12 protein-coding genes and 1 tRNA gene are annotated in these 16,798 nt (G+C 72.1%); 7 read left to right on the top strand and 6 right to left on the bottom strand.

Going from position 1 to position 16,798, the window contains the following annotated elements:
- Positions 1-33: 33 nt before the first annotated feature.
- From AB0J72_RS17710 to AB0J72_RS17700, 3 genes are all read left to right on the top strand, one after another.
- Positions 34-1,311, top strand: coding sequence for a hypothetical protein (locus AB0J72_RS17710; protein WP_363399889.1), 1,278 nt, complete (start codon positions 34-36; stop codon positions 1,309-1,311).
- A 95-nt stretch (positions 1,312-1,406) separates the two neighbouring features.
- A complete protein-coding gene (locus AB0J72_RS17705; protein ID WP_363399887.1) occupies positions 1,407-4,841 on the top strand; it encodes a glycoside hydrolase family 2 TIM barrel-domain containing protein in 3,435 nt (1,144 codons plus the stop codon).
- A 40-nt stretch (positions 4,842-4,881) separates the two neighbouring features.
- Positions 4,882-5,418 carry a GNAT family N-acetyltransferase gene (locus AB0J72_RS17700; RefSeq protein WP_363399885.1) on the top strand — a complete coding sequence of 179 codons (537 nt, stop codon included), beginning with the start codon at positions 4,882-4,884 and terminating at the stop codon, positions 5,416-5,418.
- Between the two features lie 5 nt (positions 5,419-5,423).
- On the opposite strand, the gene AB0J72_RS17695 is transcribed toward AB0J72_RS17700, so the two are convergent.
- The 3 genes from AB0J72_RS17695 to AB0J72_RS17685 form a co-directional block, all read right to left on the bottom strand.
- Positions 5,424-5,771, bottom strand: coding sequence for a cyclic-phosphate processing receiver domain-containing protein (locus AB0J72_RS17695; RefSeq protein WP_363399883.1), 348 nt, complete (start codon positions 5,769-5,771; stop codon positions 5,424-5,426).
- Entirely contained in the window at positions 5,771-7,528 is a 1,758-nt protein-coding gene (locus AB0J72_RS17690; protein WP_363399881.1) for an ankyrin repeat domain-containing protein, read from the bottom strand. Before AB0J72_RS17690 ends, AB0J72_RS17695 begins: the two co-directional genes overlap by 1 nt.
- A 39-nt stretch (positions 7,529-7,567) precedes the next feature.
- Positions 7,568-7,640: transfer RNA gene (locus AB0J72_RS17685), tRNA-Met, on the bottom strand.
- 250 nt (positions 7,641-7,890) lie between these two features.
- Here AB0J72_RS17685 and AB0J72_RS17680 point away from each other — a divergent pair.
- Positions 7,891-9,339 carry a hypothetical protein gene (locus AB0J72_RS17680; RefSeq protein WP_363399879.1) on the top strand — a complete coding sequence of 483 codons (1,449 nt, stop codon included), beginning with the start codon at positions 7,891-7,893 and terminating at the stop codon, positions 9,337-9,339.
- A gap of 140 nt (positions 9,340-9,479) precedes the next feature.
- Here the strand turns inward: AB0J72_RS17680 and AB0J72_RS17675 are convergent, their stop codons facing one another.
- Positions 9,480-9,833 (bottom strand): hypothetical protein, encoded by a 354-nt coding sequence (locus AB0J72_RS17675; RefSeq protein ID WP_363399877.1) that lies wholly within the window; start codon positions 9,831-9,833, stop codon positions 9,480-9,482.
- A gap of 12 nt (positions 9,834-9,845) precedes the next feature.
- Entirely contained in the window at positions 9,846-10,256 is a 411-nt protein-coding gene (locus tag AB0J72_RS17670; protein ID WP_363399875.1) for a helix-turn-helix domain-containing protein, read from the bottom strand.
- A gap of 1,074 nt (positions 10,257-11,330) precedes the next feature.
- Between AB0J72_RS17670 and AB0J72_RS17665 the strand changes: the two genes are divergently transcribed.
- The 3 genes from AB0J72_RS17665 to AB0J72_RS17655 all read left to right on the top strand — a co-directional run bounded on the left by AB0J72_RS17665 (position 11,331) and on the right by AB0J72_RS17655 (position 15,704).
- Positions 11,331-12,767: an ankyrin repeat domain-containing protein gene (locus AB0J72_RS17665; protein WP_363399873.1), complete on the top strand. Its 1,437-nt coding sequence runs from the start codon at positions 11,331-11,333 to the stop codon at positions 12,765-12,767.
- Between the two features lie 105 nt (positions 12,768-12,872).
- Positions 12,873-14,945 (top strand): cellulose binding domain-containing protein, encoded by a 2,073-nt coding sequence (locus tag AB0J72_RS17660; protein ID WP_363399871.1) that lies wholly within the window; start codon positions 12,873-12,875, stop codon positions 14,943-14,945.
- Between the two features lie 288 nt (positions 14,946-15,233).
- The gene (locus AB0J72_RS17655; protein WP_363400039.1) at positions 15,234-15,704 is read left to right on the top strand and encodes a GNAT family N-acetyltransferase; all 471 of its coding nucleotides are present in this window, start codon (positions 15,234-15,236) and stop codon (positions 15,702-15,704) included.
- Here the strand turns inward: AB0J72_RS17655 and AB0J72_RS17650 are convergent.
- Positions 15,701-16,735, bottom strand: coding sequence for a DNA polymerase IV (locus AB0J72_RS17650; protein ID WP_363399869.1), 1,035 nt, complete (start codon positions 16,733-16,735; stop codon positions 15,701-15,703). The two genes, AB0J72_RS17655 and AB0J72_RS17650, sit on opposite strands and share 4 nt — an antisense overlap.
- Positions 16,736-16,798: the final 63 nt, after the last annotated feature.

The following is a 16,798-nucleotide window of genomic DNA, read 5'->3' as shown; positions in this document are numbered from 1 at the left end:
CCGGCCTGCCCCGCCACGGCCAGGCTGAGCGGCATGCGAAGGATCATGATGGCGGTCGCGGCGGCGGTGCTGGTGGCGGCACCCCTGACCGTGGGAACGCCGGCACAAGCCGCACCCGAGGGCCTCACCGCGACCGAGGTGACGTTCACCGGCAACGGCGGCGTCACGCTGCACGGCACCGTGCTCGCGCCCACCGCCGGGGATGCCAGGAAACCGGCCGTCGTGCTGCTGGAGGGCGCCGGCAGCCGGGGCCGCGGCTACCTGCGGGCGGAGGCCGAGGCGTACGCGCGGCACGGCATCGTGACGCTCACCTACGACAAGCGCAGCACCGGGTACTCCCTGATGCACCGCGACTACTCGGTGCTGGCCGACGACGCGCTCGCCGGGCTGCGCCTGCTGCGTGCCCGGCCGGACGTCGATCCCGAGAAGACCGGGCTGTGGGGGCTGTCGGAGGGCGCGTTCGTCGCCCCGATCGCCGCGAACCGCTCGACCGACGTCACGTTCATCATCACCGTCGGCGCGGTCGGCACGACACCGGCGGAGGAGACGGCGTGGGCGTACGGGCAGTACCTGCGCCACGCCGGCGTCCGCGGCCCGCTGCCCCGGCTCATGCAGACCAGCGTGGTGCGCGCGACGATCGACCTCGGCCTCTTCGCCGAGGCCGGCTTCGACCCGGTGCCGCACTGGGAGCGGGTCCGCCAGCCGGTCCTCATGCAGTGGGGCGAGCTCGACCGCGACGCCGTGCCGTCGCTCAGCAGCCGGCTCATCGGCGGGGCGCTCGACCGCGGCGGCAACCCGCACCACAGCGTCCGGGTCGTCGCCGGCACCAACCACGACCTGCACCGCACCGAGAACGGCGGCTTCGACCGGCTGCCGCTCCTCCCGGCCGGCTACGGGGATTTCGAGGCCGCCTGGATCGCCGACCCGGCCGTCGAGGCGCCGGGCGTCGCGCTCCCCGCGGAGGCGGCGATCGTCGACAGCGCGCCGCGCGGCTGGTGGGACACGACCTGGGCGCGGCTGGTGACCGCGGCGCTGCTGCTGGGCGCGCTGGTCGCGGGCGTGGTCAGGCGCAGGGCGTGGCTGCCGGCCGGGCTCGCCGCGGCCACCGTCGCCGGCACCCTCGCCTACCTGTTCTTCCTGCTCGTCGTCGCGGGCAAGGTGGCCGGCCCGGTCGTCCTCGGCCAGCCCCTCGCCTGGCTCGCCCTGCAGCTGCTCGCCGTCGCGACCGTGGCGGTGGCCGCCTGGCGGCGCCGGCCCATCGAAGCAGCGCTGTTCGCGGTCTGGGCCATCCAGTGGTTGACGACTTGCTGAGAGTGCATTAGCTTCGCGTCTACTGCAAGCCGCTTCCCGAATCGGATCCGCCCGCAGCCGATTCCGGCAGGCAGCTCCCATCTTCGGAGGCCCGTGTGACCCCGCATCGGCGCGACGTCCTCAAACTCATCGGTGCCGGCACCGCCGGAGCCTTCCTGCCCGTTGTCCTGCCCGTTGTCCTGAGCAGTCCGGCGCAGGCCGCCGGCTCGGCCGTGGTCCCGCTCGACGGGGACTGGCGCTTCGCGACCGACGCCGGCGGCACCGGCGAGGCGTCCGGCTGGGCCGCGCCCGGCTTCGACGACTCCGGCTGGGCGACGCTGCGCATCCCCGGCAACTGGGACGTCCACGACGCGTGGGCCGGCTACCGCGGCTGGGGCTGGCACCGGCGCACCGTCGCGTCGCCCGCGATCAGCGCCGGGCAGGTCGTCCGGCTGCGGTTCGAGGCCGTGTACCACCGGGCCAGGGTCTGGTTCAACGGCGCCTACCTCGGCGAACACTCCGGCGGCTACACGCCGTTCGAGTTCGACGTCACCAGCCGGCTCGCCGCCACCAACACCGTCGTGGTGGCGGCGAGCAACACGTACAGCATCGGCGCCTGGTGGCCGTGGGGCGGGATCAGCAGGTCGGTGTCGCTCACCGTCGACGCCGCCGTGCGGATCGAGCGGCAGCACGTCATCGCCACACCGGACCTGACGACCGGCACGGGAGCGGTCGTCAACTGGGTGACGGTGTCCAACGCCGGCGCGACCGCGAAGACCGTCACCGTGCGGAGCGCGTTCCCGTGGGGCACCCCGGCGACGACGATCACCGTGCCCGCTCGGGGCACCGCCGAGGCGAGGCTTTCCAGCAGCGTCCCATCCGGCGGGTACGCGCTGTGGGGGTTGGACCGGCCCAGCCTGTACACCTGCGAAACCACCGTCCTGGACGGCGCGACCGCGCTGCACGTGAAGTCGGACCGCTTCGGCTTCCGCAAGGTCGAGGTCCGCGGCACGGCGCTGCTGCTCAACGGCGAACCGGTCCGGCTCAACGGCTACAACCGGGTCGGCGACGACCGGGTCGCCGGCGCGACCGAGCCGACCTACCTGGTCCGGCGCGACCTCGACCGGATGAAGGCGGCCGGGGCCGGCCTGATGCGCATCCACCACGTGCCGCAGACGCCGGAGCTGCTCGACTACGCCGACGAGATCGGCATGCTGCTCATCGAGGAGATCCCCGTCTGGGGCACCGGCGCCAACCTCGACCCCGCCAACGAGGTCACCCGCGCCGAGCTGCGCGACATGATCCGCCGCGACTACAACCACCCGTCGGTCGTCGCCTGGTCGGTGGCGAACGAGATCCGCGGCACCAGCGCGGAGGGCATGACGTTCGTCCGCGAGATGATCGCCTACATCAAGTCCACATTGGACAGCACCCGCCTGTGCACGTACGTCAGCAACACCTACGCGGGCGCCGCCACGCCCGGCGCGGAGGCGTTGCAGTACACGGACTTCGCGTGCCTCAACATGTACGGCAACTTCGCCGGCAACGTCGACCACGTGCACGGCCTCTACCCCGACAAGCCCATCTTCGTGTCGGAGTACAGCTCGGACAGCTTCACGTTCCCCACCAGCCGCGAGGACGTCGACTTCCGCACGACCAGCGACGCGGCGGCCCTCGTCTATCCGTCCCGGCCGTGGGTGGTGGGCAGCTCGCACTGGACCTTCAACGACTACCGCAGCGGCTACGGCGGCTCGTCCCCGGACCAGGTGCGCGGCTGGGGGATCCAGAACGTGTGGGGCCGGCGGAAGCGGGCCTACGCACAGTTGCAGGCGACGAACGCCCTTGCCGGGCTGGGCCTTCTTTCTTCCGGCGGCCTGACCGTGTTGTCGCTGTCGGTCAAGGATGGTCCCGCCCGGATCCTGCGCGGACACCGGCTCGCCTGGCAGGTCACCGACGCGGCCGGAACCGTGATCGACGGGCGGCTGCTGCCGCTGCCCGACATCGCGCCCGGCAGCCCCACGCTGCAGCGGGCCGTCCGGTGGACCGACCCCGGCACCGCCGTCCGGCAGCGGCTGACGCTGCTCGCGCCCTCCGGCCACGAGATCGCGGTGTCCACATTGGACGTCCGGGTGCCGGCGGCGCCGGCGATCCGCTCCGTGCAGGCCGCGAACGGCGCCGTCCGGGTCGTCTTCGACCGGGTCGCCAACGCCGACGGCTACCGGGTGCTCGCCTCGACCGGCGCCACCAGCGCCGACACCATCAACGAGTTCGCCGACGTGGCGCTGGCCAACGGGGTCGCGGCGCAGGTGCGGGTGGTCGCGTTCAACGGCGCCGGCACGTCGGCGGCGTCCGCGCCGGTGACCGTCACGCCCGGCGGCACCCTTGCGCTGCCGCCGAAGATCCAGGACGTGGTGCCGGTCGACGGCGGGCTCGTGCTCGGCTTCATCGTCGCGTCCGGGGCGGCCGACCACCAGGTGGAGGTGCAGGGCGGCCCGTCGTTCACCACCACGCTCAAGGGCTCGGTCCGCATCGTCACCACCGGCTCCGCCGTACGCGTCAAAGGCGACAACACCGTGTGGAGCGCATACTCCTCGCCGTCCGGGGGCTTCGCGGCCCACGGCGCGCTCGCCGCGGACGACCGGGTCGCGGTGCGGATCGCCCCCGACCCGTTCGCGGAGCGCTACGAGGTGACCGCCACCGGCGGCGGGCGGACCGTGACGCGCGTCGTGGAGTCCTCGGCGGTGGAGCTGCTGACCGTCGCCGGCCTGGTCGCCGACGCGGCTCAGAGTGTCGTCGTCCGCTGCGGTACGAGCGGTGGCTGGTCGGATCCGGTCACCGTGGCCACCCGGACGGTCCCGGTGCTCCCGGCGGGTGCGCCGGCCCCGCCGACCGGGCTCGGCAGCTCGACCAGCGGGGGCGTGACGACGCTCGTGTGGTCCCCGGTGCCCGGCGCCGCCGGCTACCTCGTCGCCGCCACCGACTGCGGATCGCTGCCCACCACGGTCGTCACCTCGGCCGCGTCGCTGGTCGTGGGGGCCGCGTCAGCGGTCGCCGGCGTCGCCTACCGGGTCACGGCCATCGGCGAGGGCGGCGTCAGCGCCGCGTCCGCCGGTTACGTCGTGCCCGGCACGCCGGGGCCGCGGCAGGTGACGGTCACACCCCTCGACACGGCCGCCGACTGCGCCGGCAACATCCGGTACCGGGAGACCGGCACCTGGCTGGCGAGCAGCCTGCCCGGCGTGGACGGCACCCCGAGCCGCTACAGCAACACCGCCGGCTCCACCGCCACCTGGGCGCCGACGCTGCGGGCCGCCGGCACGTACCGGGTCGAGGTGTGGGTGCCGGCGAGCAGCAGCAGCACGACCGCCGCCGCCTACCAGGTCACCCATGGCGGCGGGACGGCCGCGCTGACGGTGAACCAGGTCAACGTCGGGGGTTCCTGGTACACGCTCGGGACGTGGTCATTCGCTCAGGGCGCTTCGGGGAAGGTCGTGCTGACCGCCGGCACCACGTTCGCCCGCGCCTCGGCGGTCCGTTTCACGCCGGCGTAATTCGGCTGTTGTCGCTGATTCCCGGTGCGAGGATGGCCCGATGTCGTTCACCATCAGACCCGTGCAGGCGTCCGAGTGGCCGCTGGTGAAGGAGCTCCGGCTCGCCGCGCTGCAGGATCCGGTCGCGCCGATCGCGTTCCTGGAGACGTACGAGCGGGCCGTCGCCCAGCCGGACGACTTCTGGCAGGGTCGCGCGGCCGACGCGGCGCTCGGTGAGACGGTCCGCCAGTTCATCGGTGAGTCTCCCGAGGGCCGCTGGCTCGGCTCGGTCACCGTCCTGGTCGAGCCCGCCGGCGTCGAGGACTTCTGCGGCCAGACCGCGCCGTTCGCCCAGACGCACGTCGTCGGCGTCTTCGTGCGCCCCGAGGCGCGCGGCACCGGCCTGGCCCTGGCGCTGTTCGACGCGGCGGTCGAGTGGTCCCGGACCCAGCCCGTCGACCGGGTCCGCCTCTACGTGCACGAGTCCAACGCCCGCGCCCAGGCGCTCTACGAGAAGGCCGGCTTCAAGCGGACCGGCGTCGAGGTGACCCTGTCGGCCGGGCCCGAGTTCGAGTACGCCTTCCCGCTTCTCCGTTGACGGGCTCACTCCCCGAGGTACGCGACCTGGGGTGATCCCGTGGCGGGCCGGACCTCGTACCCCCACCGCCGCAGGGCCTGCAGCATCTTCGCCACGCCCGGCGGGTTGGCGGAGTGGACGAGGACGACCCCGATGTCGAACGGCCTGCCCTCGAACGCCGCCATCTCCAGCACCTCCACCACCGGCCAGATCGTGTCGTCGCCGCCGAGGTCGTGATCCAGCCACAGCTCGTCGATCCGTGCCTCCCGGTGCCGGTGCAGCGCCTCGACCCCCGCCGCGCTGGTCCGGGCGACCTTGGCCGCCCGGCCGTCCACGAAGGACCGCAGGTCGTCGACGAGGATCACGATGCCCATCACAGGTGGCGCAGGAAGTCGAGGTCGCGGCGGCCGGTCCAGATGGCCATGCGCTGGAACGGCCGCTCCGAGCGGGCCTTCGGGTCGGCGCCCGCGTCGAGCAGCGCCCGCACCAGCGCCGGGCTGCCGTAGGTGACGGCCGGGTGCAGGGGCGTCTCGCCGTTCCCGTCGCGGGCGTCGACGTCCAGGCCGGCGGCCAGCAGCCGGGGCAGGATCGCCAGGTCGGCGTCGAACAGCCACGGCAGCAGGTGCAGCAGCGTGCGGCCCCGCTCGTCGCGGACGTGCGGGTCGATGCCGGCGTCCAGGGCCGCCGCCACCGCCGGGCCGTCGCCGAGGTGGACGAGCCGCAGGAGGTCGCGGCGCAGGCCGCGCATCTGGCCCGGCATCCGCACCGCCGGGTCCCGCCAGCCCTCCTGGGCGGCGACGCAGCCGCGGACCGGGCCGCCGAACGCGCGCATCGCCCGCTCACGCTGGATCTCGGCCGGCGAATCCGGAATGTGGATGGCGCCGTCGCGCAGCATCACCTCGTGGATCGTCCCGGTGCAGTAGATCCGCACGCGGTCCTTGATGCGGACCGTTGGCGGTGCGGGCGTCGTACCGGACGGGAACAACGCCTCGTGCACCAGCGGATGCAGCTGGTCGGGGCGCAGCGACCCGCGCAGCAGCCCGGTCAGCTCGTCCGGGCGGCGGGACAGCACGGACGGCAGCCGCGGCACGCGGGCCAGCTCCAGGCCGAACTCGGCGATCTCCGCGCGCTTCCGGTCGTCGTCGGCCTGCCCGTACGGCACGGCCGCGACCAGCCGGGCGCGCGGCCGCGGCGTGTCGAGGCGGTCCAGGACGAGGCAGCGCCCGGGGCGGTCGATCCGGACGAGGCCGCAGTGCTCGTCGACGTCGGTCGGCATCGGGTCGGGGCGCGGCGGTTCTCCTTGGGGGCCCCAATATCTGGGCTTTTCTTCGTGGCTGCTTTTGTCCTGCGTGGGAGGTGCCGCGCGGCGCAGGTTCGTCACGTATTCGGCCACGCGGCGGGCCGCCTCGGGCAGCGTCGTGTGCGCCGGCCGCAGCCGGGTGAGCGACTGCTCGACGACGGTCTGCCTACTGGTGCGCAGTTCGTCGTCGGTGCGGCCGGGCGCGAACGCCGCCGGGTCGATGCGCTCCCGGCCCCATTCCGGGTCGAACAGCAGGACCTCGAGCTCGAACCCGGCCGCCGCCCACGCCTCGGCGTGCCGGCCCTCGTCGTCCAGCCGCATCGCCTGCTCGGCAACGGTTTCCGGCTGTGTCGTCCTACGCTCGCCGGTGTCGGTGAAGAACGGCAGGTGGGTCGTGCCGCCGCAGCGTCGCATCAGCTGGCCCGTACACCGGGAATCCCAGCGGTCGCGGAGCAGCAGCAGCGAATGGTCGCGCCTGCCGGTCGCGGTGGCGTCGAGGCGCTCGAACGCCAGCCGGATCCGCTGCGGCTCGTCGAGGAGTCTCGGCGGCCTTGCGACCAGCGCGTACGCGTCGGGGAACACGGCCAGGGGCAGGCAGAGCCCGGGGCGCAGCAGGCCGTCGCCGGGGCGTTGCGGCAGGTGCCAGCGCAGCAGGTCGGGCACGAGGTGGCGCAGGTCGTCCTCGATCCGCCCGGCGACCTCTTTTCCGTGGGCGTTGCTGATCGCGGGCAGGTCCACGTCGACGTCGACGCCCGCGATCTGGCACGCGCCGCGCCAGTCGCCGGCGAGCCGCCGCTCGGTCGCCCGCTCGACCATCCACCCCAGCACCACGGCCCGCCTTCCTGCTCAAGCCCGCCTTTCTGTTCAAGGCAGTGCCGACCGGATTCGAACCGGTGTCCTTCCGACTATGAGACGGACGCGACCACCTCTGCGCTACGGCCCTGCCGCGGCGAGTTTAACGACCGCAGGCACCTTCCCAGGTCCGTCAGCTCGACGGTGACGCCGGGCTCCGGATGCACCGCCCACGGCGCGGTGCCCCACGTGGCGGCGGCCTCGGCGGCCGCTTCCGGGTCCTCCGCGAACCCGGCGACCGCGACGGCGCCGTGGCGGGCGAGGGACGCGAGGGTGTTGCGGATGGCGGTGGCGGCGATGCCGGCGAACAGGTCGGGATCCCTGGCCGGAAGGCGGCTCTCGTGCTCGTCGATCAGCCGGTCGGTGAGTTCCACCAGCTCGGCCTTTCCCTGTTGTACGGCCAGCAGGTCGAGGAACAGCGGGGTCCACGGGTCGACCCACTGGCGCAGCTGCGCGGTGCCCTTCTCCGAGTGCAGCGGGGTGATCGGGTGGATGAGCGCGTCGGCGAGGTCCACCCACAGATCGAGCGCTTCCTGCGGCTGTGTCTTCCCGGCCAGGACGTCGTCGACCAGGGCCGCCCCAGGTCCGCGGACGACCCTGGCGCGGCGCAGCTGGACGACGTCGAACTCGATCGCGAGCAGCCACAGCGGCGTCAGGACCGGCTCGGCAGTGCTCTGGTGGCCGAGCGCCGCGAGCAGCTCGGGCCGGTCGGCCTTGCGCAGCTCACCCCGGTCGTCGAGCGCCCGGCCGTCGCCCCCGACCCAGCCGGCGAGCGCGGCGAGATCCCGCAGCAGCGCGCTGTCCCTGACGTGCTCGAACGGCGGCTCCTCGACCTGCTGGTGCTCGACCTGCTGGTGTTCCGGCTTCTGGTGCTCCACCTTCTGGTGTTCCGGCGCGTTCGTCTTCGCCGGTTCGTTCGCCTGTTCCGGCGCGTTCGTCTGCTGCGGCGCGTTCGTCTGGTCCGGTTCGCTTGCCTGCGCCGGTTCGCTTGCCTTCGCCGGTTCGTTCGTCTTCGCCGGTTCGTTCGTCTTCGCCGACGCGTTCGTCTGGTCCGGCGCGGTCGTCTTCGTCCGCTGCGGAGGTCGGGTGCTCATCGTGACGGTGCCGCCGTCGATGGTGACGTGGCCGGTGGCGTACCCCTCGCGCTCCTCCATCAGCCGCCCGAGCACCTCCCGGCGCTCCTCCGGCTCCCGCGCGCTGAACTTCGCCGCCCACGCGTCGATCTCCGCCGGGTCCCCGTCGGGCCTGACGCCGTCCTGGAGCATCGCGGTGAAGATCCGCTTCTCCAGCTCCCACCGGCTCGTGTCGGCCATCGCGGCCGGGAACTTCACCGTGAGCCGGTCCACCTCCTTGAGCAGCGCGGCGGGCTTGGCACTCGCCGGGTGCAGCCGGTCCGTGGCGTCGAGGAACCGCAGGAACTCCCGCACCGCGCCGAGCCCGTGCTCTGCCAGCCCCCACGCGTCGACCTGCCGTGGCACGACGGCGCTCATGAACAGCTCGTGCACGTCCCCGCTGCGCCACCGGGTCGGATCGGGCCGCTCCAGCCGCTCGGCCCGCACCCGCAACAACACCGCGATCCGGTCCCGCTCAGCCTCGCTTGTCGACCCCCACGCCGCGAACTCGTCGACGAGCCGCCGCTGCAACCGGTACGCCATTCACCGACCCTATCCGTAGCTCAGGTCACCAGTTTGCTGAAGAAGTCCCCGAACCCCTTGCCCAGCGCACCGATCAGCCCCAGGAGCCCTTGGGCGACGCTCGCCGCCGCCTGCGGCCGGAACGCGATGAAGTAGATGATGAATGCCCAAGCGGCGTAGGTCAGCGTTTTCTTCACTGTCATCGGTCGCCCCGTGCGGTTGTCGTTCAGTCGTGTGCCGATCCGCCGACTACCCCATCGCCACTGCCCTAACCGCCCGTTTCCTCAGCGCTTCGTTCACCGCTTCACGGACCGTTCGATGAGGTCAACGGCACTGCGCGGATCGTCGACCTGGATCACCAGCCGCGCATACCGCTCGTCGGCGAGCTCCACGACAATGGCCTTCTCCGCGTCCCGCACATCCCAGAACACCCTCTCCCCGTCAAGGCGAAACGTCCCCGCCGTGATCACATTCGGGATGTGCGCCCCAGCCGTCCTGATCCCTTTCGGCTGCCGCACCATTCCCGGGTCCGCCGTGGCCCCCCGCACGTTCGCCAGCGGAATCTCCAGCCTGCTCTTGAGCGCCCAGAGCTTGTCCAGCCCTTCCATCTCAACAACGAGGTTCCCCGAATCGATACTGACCGTCGCCATCCCCATCACTCCTTAGCTTCTTTGCCCGGTCCGAGCCCGCAGCCGCAGCCCCAACAACTCGGTGGCCCGCTCCACTCCAACGGCGTCATCCAGCCGAGCGAGCGCACCCCTGATCAACCCGGCGACCTCTGGATCACCCGGCGCCTGCTCAACGCCCGCCAGCAGCAACAGATCCAGCACGCCCCCCTCGACGAGCGAGGCATCCCGGCCGCCGTCCTCCGGAGCCGACTTCTCGATGGCCGCGAGCGCCGGCTCAAACTCATGCTCGAGATACCACCGCAACGCGGTCAGATAGAGCCCCCGCTTGCTGCCGAACGTCTTGTACAGGCTGTTCCGATGCACCCCCAACCCATTGACCAGGTCATCCACGGATAACCCGTCGTAGGCCCGTCCCGCGAACAGCCGCACCGCCGCCCGCGTCACCACCTCTTCGTCAAAGCCTCTCGGTCGCCCCACCCCTCAGACGGTACGAGTAAAGGAACGATCAGTCAAGAACGAACGTTCCTAAATGCTGTCTACACCCTCACCGGCCCGTCCGAGGCGGAGCGCGCCCCGCCGGCCTCCGACGCCAAACCCGCGGCACCTGTCCAATAGGTGCCGCCGACGCGCACCCCCACGGGGCGGCTCGTCGCGCAGGTCGACAGAGCGCTCGATGGCCCGACGTCGAAGCGCGCCCACCCGCCTGTCGCCCAGCTGGCTCGGAATCCGTGCCTCCGTCAACCTCGGGAACCTCGGCGCTCATGGGTTCGACCATCGCTGCTGTGTCTACCCGCTCGTGCTCAGCGACTGTCGAGCTCTCCGTCGCGGGCGAGGACCTGGTCGGCAGTCCAGCCGTGGGCACTTCAGGTGCGAGCGGTTCCTGTGCGAGCGGTCCTGGTGAAGGCGGTGCGCCGGCGAGTGCTGGATCGTCGACCGGCTCACCACAACCCGGGCTGCCGCCGTCGACGCGTCCGCCGCACAGTGCTGTGGCGGTCGACGGTGCCGCCTCTGCCAGGACGCGAGCGTTGCGGAGCCTCGTCAGCTTCGTTGTGTGGCGGGCCGCCAGACCATGCGCGCGGGCCTCGGCGAACTCCGCCCTTACTCGCCGCTTCTTCTCGCGCTGTCGGTCGAAGGCTGCGGCCTGCGCGGCGCGGCGGGCTGCCATCCACTCGTCCGAGCCGAACGGTGCCGACGAGGTGGAATCTGTTGCTGGCAAAGCGGATCGCATGGACTGCCTCCCCCCGGTAGGCGCTGCACTCCATCGTTGAGGTCGCACGATCCCGCGTCCAGCGGCGTCGCCAACTGTCACTCACCGCCACCGACCCAAACACCGAGAGTTGCATTGCGGCATCGCGGGTGACCGCGGGGGGTGACGTCGTCTAGCCTTGGGGTCGGCGCTCGGGGCGCCAGCAGTCCGCGCGAAGGGCGAAGCCCACCTGGTAGATCGAGGCAGTGCCGGCATCACCTCCTTTCCGGCCTGAGTTTGCGGGCACCAGGCGCACGGACAAGGAGGCAGTCGTGCCGACCCGTCGTCTTCCCGATCAGCCCGACGTCGAGCAGCTCCGCAACCAGGCCAAGGCGCTCCAGCGGCGCGTGCGTGACGGCGATCCGCAGGCGCTGGAGCTGTTGCGGGAGTTCCATCCCAGGCACCGCGACGTGCAGCCCGCGACCGTCAAGCGGGCCGACGCGCAGCTGGTGGTCGCGCGGTCCTACGGGTTCGCGAGCTGGCCGGCGCTGCGGGCGACGCTGGACGTGATCGGCAGGTTCGCCCGATCGCCGCACCAGCAGAGGCCCGCCGGCGCGGCGGACGAGTTCCTGGTGCTCGCCTGCCTGACCTACGGTGGCGACGACCCGCGGCGGTGGGCGCGGGCGCGACAGATGCTCGACGAGCGGCCCGAGCTGGCCGGGCGCTCCATCTACACCGCCGCGGCGGTCGGGGATGTCGCGGCGGCGCGGCGGATCCTCGACGCCGATCCCGGCGCGGCGGATCGGCAGGGCGGCCCGCACAGGTGGGAGCCGCTGCTGTATCTGGCGTATTCGCGCGTCGACAGCACGGCGCCGGGGCACTCCACAGTGGAGGTCGCGCGGCTGCTGCTGGAGCGCGGCGCCGACCCGGCCGCGGGGTTCCTGTGGGACGGGTTGACGTCGCCGTTCACGGTGCTGGCGGGGGTGTTCGGCGGCGGCGAGGGCGGTCAGCCCGCGCACCGGGACGGGCCGGCGCTGGCGGAGCTGCTGCTCGAGGCGGGAGCCGACGCGAATGACAGTCAGACGCTGTACAACCGCGGCCTCCACCAAGGCGATGACTCGCACCTTCCCGTGCTGCTGCGGCACGGGCTCGGGCGCGGTGACGGCGGGGTGTGGCACCGGCGGCTCGGGCCGACCCACCCCACGCCAGCGCAGCTGCTGCAGGACGAGCTGATCAAGGCGGCGCAGCACGGGGCGGTCGAGCGCGCGCGGCTCCTGTTGCGGCACGGCGCCGATCCGCGGGGTCTGGGCACAGAACATCCCGTGTTCCAAGGGCTCGATGCGTTCTCGACGGCCGTGTTGTACGGCAATGCCGACGTGGCGGAGCTGTTCGGCGGCGACGGGGACCCGGTGCTGCGGTTCCTGGGCGCCTGCATGCGCGGTGACGCGGCCGCGACCGGTGACCGGCGGACGGCGGAGCTGGCGATCGCGGCGAAGCCGCACCATCTCGTCGCCGCCGCGAAGCTCGGCAGGACGGGGGCGGTGCGGCTGATGGCGGAGCTGGGGTTCGAGTTCAGGGGCACGTTGGCGCTGCACGAGGCGGCGTACCACGGGCATCTCGACACGGTGCGGGCGCTGGTCGAGCTGGGCGCCGACCCGGGACGGACGGATCCGTCTTTCCACGCGACAGCGCGGGGCTGGGCGGAGCACAACGAGCAATGGGCGGTGGCGGACTACCTGGCGTCCGTGGAACGTTCGCGGACCGAGTAGGACACGGCCATGGTCACGAGGTCAGCGCTGTCGAAGCGCTTGACATGGTCCCGGGGCATCCCCAGCATGGGAGCGCTTCCATCCATGCTCTCCGATTGGACCGTCATGAAGATCGGAATTCGCCGCGGCGCCGTGATGGGCGCGGCGCTGCTGCTCGCGGCCGTTCCAGCGGTCGCCGTTCCGGGGGCCGCCATGGCCGCCGACCCCGTCGCCACCACCGTCACCATCAACGCCAAGGCCGGGCTCGCGACCGTCCCCGACACCGCCCTCGGCGTCAACGACGCGATCTGGGACGCCGAGCTCGGCACCACCGCGGTGTCCGACCTGCTCGGCGCCGCCGGCGTGCAGATGCTGCGGTATCCGGGCGGCTCGTATGCCGACATCTACCACTGGCGCGACCACACCGCGCCCGGCGGTTACGTGGCGCCGAACACCGACTTCGACACGTTCATGGGCTCGGTCCGCCGCATCAACGCGCAGCCGATGATCATCGCGAACTACGGCACGGGCACCGCCGAGGAAGCCGCCGACTGGGTTCGCTACGCCAACGTGACCAAGGGCTACGGCGCGAAGTACTGGACGATCGGCAACGAGAACTACGGCAACGGCCACTACGGCTCCGCGTGGGAGGCGGACAACCACGCCGACAAGAGCCCGCGGGCGTATGCGGAGGGCGTGGTCGCGTTCGCCGCGGCGATGAAGGCCGTCGACCCGACCATCAAGATCGGCGCGGTGCTGACCACGCCGGGCAACTGGCCCGACGGGCTGGTCGGCTCGGGCGACGCCGGCACGTGGAACCAGGTCGTGCTGTCCGTCGCCGGGCCGTCCATCGACTTCGTGGACCTGCACTGGTATCCGGGCGGCGGCTCCGCCGCGGAGTCCCTGACCAAGACCGAGCAGGTCGACGACATCATGTACCTGACGCGGCAGCAGATCGCCCGCTACGCGGGTACCGGCGCCGGCCGCATCAAGGTCAGCTTCACCGAGCTGAACGTGGGCGTCGGTCAGAACACGCAGCCGGGAGCGCTGTTCCTCGCCGACACGTACAGCAGCCTCCTCGCCAACGGCGTCTTCACCGTCCAGTGGTGGAACGTGCACAACGGCATCGGCACCGTCTCCACCGTCGCCGGGCAGACCGACTACGGCGACTTCGGCCTGCTGTCCAGCGGCGGCTGCCAGACCGGCGGCACTGTGTGCGAGCCGGCGATGAACACGCCGTTCGCGCCGTATCACGCGCTGAGCGTCATGAAGTCGTTCATCCGCCCGGGGGACCAGCTCGTCCGCACCGCCACCGGGGACCCGCTCGTGGCCGCGCACGCCGCCCGCCGGTCCAACGGGGACCTCGCCGTCCTGCTCATCAACAAGGACCCCGACAACGCGCGGTCCGTCAGCCTCAAGTACTCCGGCTGGTCCGCCGCGTCGGGCGCACCGGCGGTCACCACGTTCCGCAACGGTGACACCGCCCCGTCGACCGCGACGGTGGGGACGGCGGCGGCGCAGACGATCGCGCCGTACTCGCTGACGCTGCTCGTGCTCCACCCGTCGTCGCCCACGACCGGCGCGCCGAAGGCACCCGGCCAGCCCACGACGACCGCCATCGGCGCGAACACCGCGACCATCGCGTGGCCGGCGGCGCCGGCGGGCAGCAGCCCGATCGCCAAGTACGAGGTGTACCGCCAGAACGGCGCCATCAGCGAGCAGCTCGGCGAGACGTCCGGCACGTCGCTGCCGGTGTACAACCTGAACCCGGGCACCCGGTACACCGTCAACGTGGTCACCCGCGACACCGCCGGCAAGGTCTCCTGGTCGTCGCCGCCGCTGACGTTCACGACGACGAGCCCGGCGACGAGCACCTGCACCGTCCGCTTCACCGACGTCAACGACTGGGGCAACGGGTACGTCGGCAACATCGACATCACCAACACCGGGCCGAGCCCGATCAACGGCTGGACGCTGACCTTCACCTGGCCCACCGGCTGGCAGAGCGTCAGTGGCAGCTGGAACGGCAACTGGACCCAGACCGGCCGCGACGTGAAGATCACCAACATCGACACGAACGGCGCCCTCGCCGCCGGCGGCGGAGCCACCAGTACCGGGTTCGTCGGTGCGTACAACGGGCCCAACGTCCTCCCGTCCGCATTCCGCCTCAACGGCACGGTCTGCACCGTCGCCGCCTGACCCGTCCTTCGGCGAACCGGTCCGGCAGCAGTTGTTGCCGGGCCGGGAGCCGCCGGTTGGGCGCAGTTGTTGCCGGGCCGGGAGCCGCCGGTTGGGCGCAGTTGTTGCCGGGCCGGGAGCCGCCGGTTGGGCGCAGTTGTTGCCGGCGCGGGGCGATTGCCGGCGAACCGGTCCGGGCAGTAGGCGTTACCCGCGGCAAGTGCCTGGCGAGACGGGCTGGTAGCAGTTGTTGCCGGACCGGAGGCGTTGCCGTCGAAATGTGTTGCGGGGGTGGGAGACGGCGGCAGGATGGGTGGGGTGGGGACGTGGGAGGTACGGCGGGCTGCGGCGGCGGATGCTGGGGTTGTGGCGGAGTTGCTGGATGCGTTCAACCGGGAGTTCGACACGCCCACGCCCGGGGTTGAGGTGCTTGCCGGGCGGCTTGAGCGGTTGCTGGCGGGGGATGAGCTGGTGGTGTTGCTGGCCGGGGAGCCGGCCGCCGGGGTTGCCGTGCTGTCGTTCCGGGTCAACGTCTGGTCTGAGGGGCCTGCCGTCGTGCTCGATGAGCTGTACGTCAGGCCGGGGCTGCGTGACCAGGGGGTCGGGGGCGCGATGCTGGGCGCCGCGTGTGAGGTGGCGAAGGGGCGTGGGGCGGAGGCGTTGGAGATCAATGTGGACGGGGCGGACACGGACGCGCGGCGGTTCTACGAGGCGCACGGGTTCGTCAACGTCGAGCCGGGGGCGGATGAGCCGATGTACTACTACTACCGCGACCTCTAAGCCGGCAGCTCCAGGTCCAGGCGGACGCCGAGCAGCCGCACCGGGCGGTGCAGGGAGAACTTGGCCAGCACGGTCCGTGCGGTCCCGGCGATCACGTCGAGGTCGGTGGTCGGGCCGCCGCGCAGCTTCATGACCTTGGTCGGGGTGTAGAAGGACGAGAAGCGGACCTTCACCGCCACGTGCGTGACCTGCCGCCCGTCGGCGACGACCCCGGCGCCCAGCGAACGCGCGAGCTCGGAGACGTGGCCGGCGAGCTCGTCCGGGTCGGTGACGTCCGTGAGGAACGTCGTCTCGCGGCTGCGTGACCGGGCGATCCAGGGCTCCGTGTCGATGGTGGTGTCGCCGGTGCCGACGGCCGTCGCCGCGAGCCACGTGCCGCTGCGCTGCCCGAAGTGCTCGATGAGCAGGGCCGGTTCCGCGCCGGCCAGGTCAAGAACGGTGTGGATGCCGAGGGCGGTGAGCCGCTTCGTGGTCTTCGGGCCGACGCCCCACAGGTCGGCCGCGGGAAGGGTACCCATGACGTCGGGCCACGTCGAACCCGTCAGCTGGAACAGGCCGCCGGGCTTGGCGAACCGCGCCGCGTGCTTGGCGGTGAGCTTGTTGTCGCCGACGCCGACCGCGCAGCTCAGCCCGGTCTCGTCCAGCACGGCCTGCCGTACGTCGGCCGCGAGCACCATCGGCTCGTCGGTGTCGGCGCCGAGGAAGGCCTCGTCCCAGCCGTACACCTGCAGCAGCACCGGAAAGCGCGCCAATGTCGCCATGACCTGCACCGATGCGGCCTGGTACGCCTCGACGTCGGACGGCAGGAACACGGCCGACGGGCATTTCTTCGCGGCCGCCTTCAGCGGCATGCCGGACCGGACGCCGACGGCGCGCGCCTCGTACGACGCGGTCGCCACCACCTGCCGCGGCCGCTCCGGATTCCCGTCGCCGCCGACGACGACCGGCAGCCCCTTCAGCTCTGGCCGCCGAAGGATCTCCACCGCCGCGATGAACTGATCAAGGTCGACGTGCAGCAGCCACCAGCCCACCCGTCCACGCTAACCGAACCACACCGCACGCAGGGCCGATGCGCCGTCCCGGCCCCCATCTGC

It is taken from the genome of Dactylosporangium sp. NPDC049742, from assembly GCF_040674675.1.
GTDB lineage: Bacteria > Actinomycetota > Actinomycetes > Mycobacteriales > Micromonosporaceae > Dactylosporangium > Dactylosporangium maewongense.
The sequence above is the reverse complement of the archived record's forward strand: the minus strand, read 5'-3'. Positions and strand labels throughout refer to the sequence as shown.

Bases quoted from the DNA above. Each gene is read 5' to 3' on its own strand.
- AB0J72_RS17710 (WP_363399889.1), top strand. From the start codon at position 34: ATGCGAAGGATCATGATGGCGGTCGCGGCGGCGGTGCTGGTGGCGGCA.
- AB0J72_RS17700 (WP_363399885.1), top strand. From the start codon at position 4,882: ATGTCGTTCACCATCAGACCCGTGCAGGCGTCCGAGTGGCCGCTGGTG.
- AB0J72_RS17695 (WP_363399883.1), bottom strand. From the start codon at position 5,771: ATGGGCATCGTGATCCTCGTCGACGACCTGCGGTCCTTCGTGGACGGC.
- AB0J72_RS17675 (WP_363399877.1), bottom strand. From the start codon at position 9,833: ATGGCGACGGTCAGTATCGATTCGGGGAACCTCGTTGTTGAGATGGAA.
- AB0J72_RS17660 (WP_363399871.1), top strand. From the start codon at position 12,873: ATGAAGATCGGAATTCGCCGCGGCGCCGTGATGGGCGCGGCGCTGCTG.
- AB0J72_RS17655 (WP_363400039.1), top strand. From the start codon at position 15,234: ATGGGTGGGGTGGGGACGTGGGAGGTACGGCGGGCTGCGGCGGCGGAT.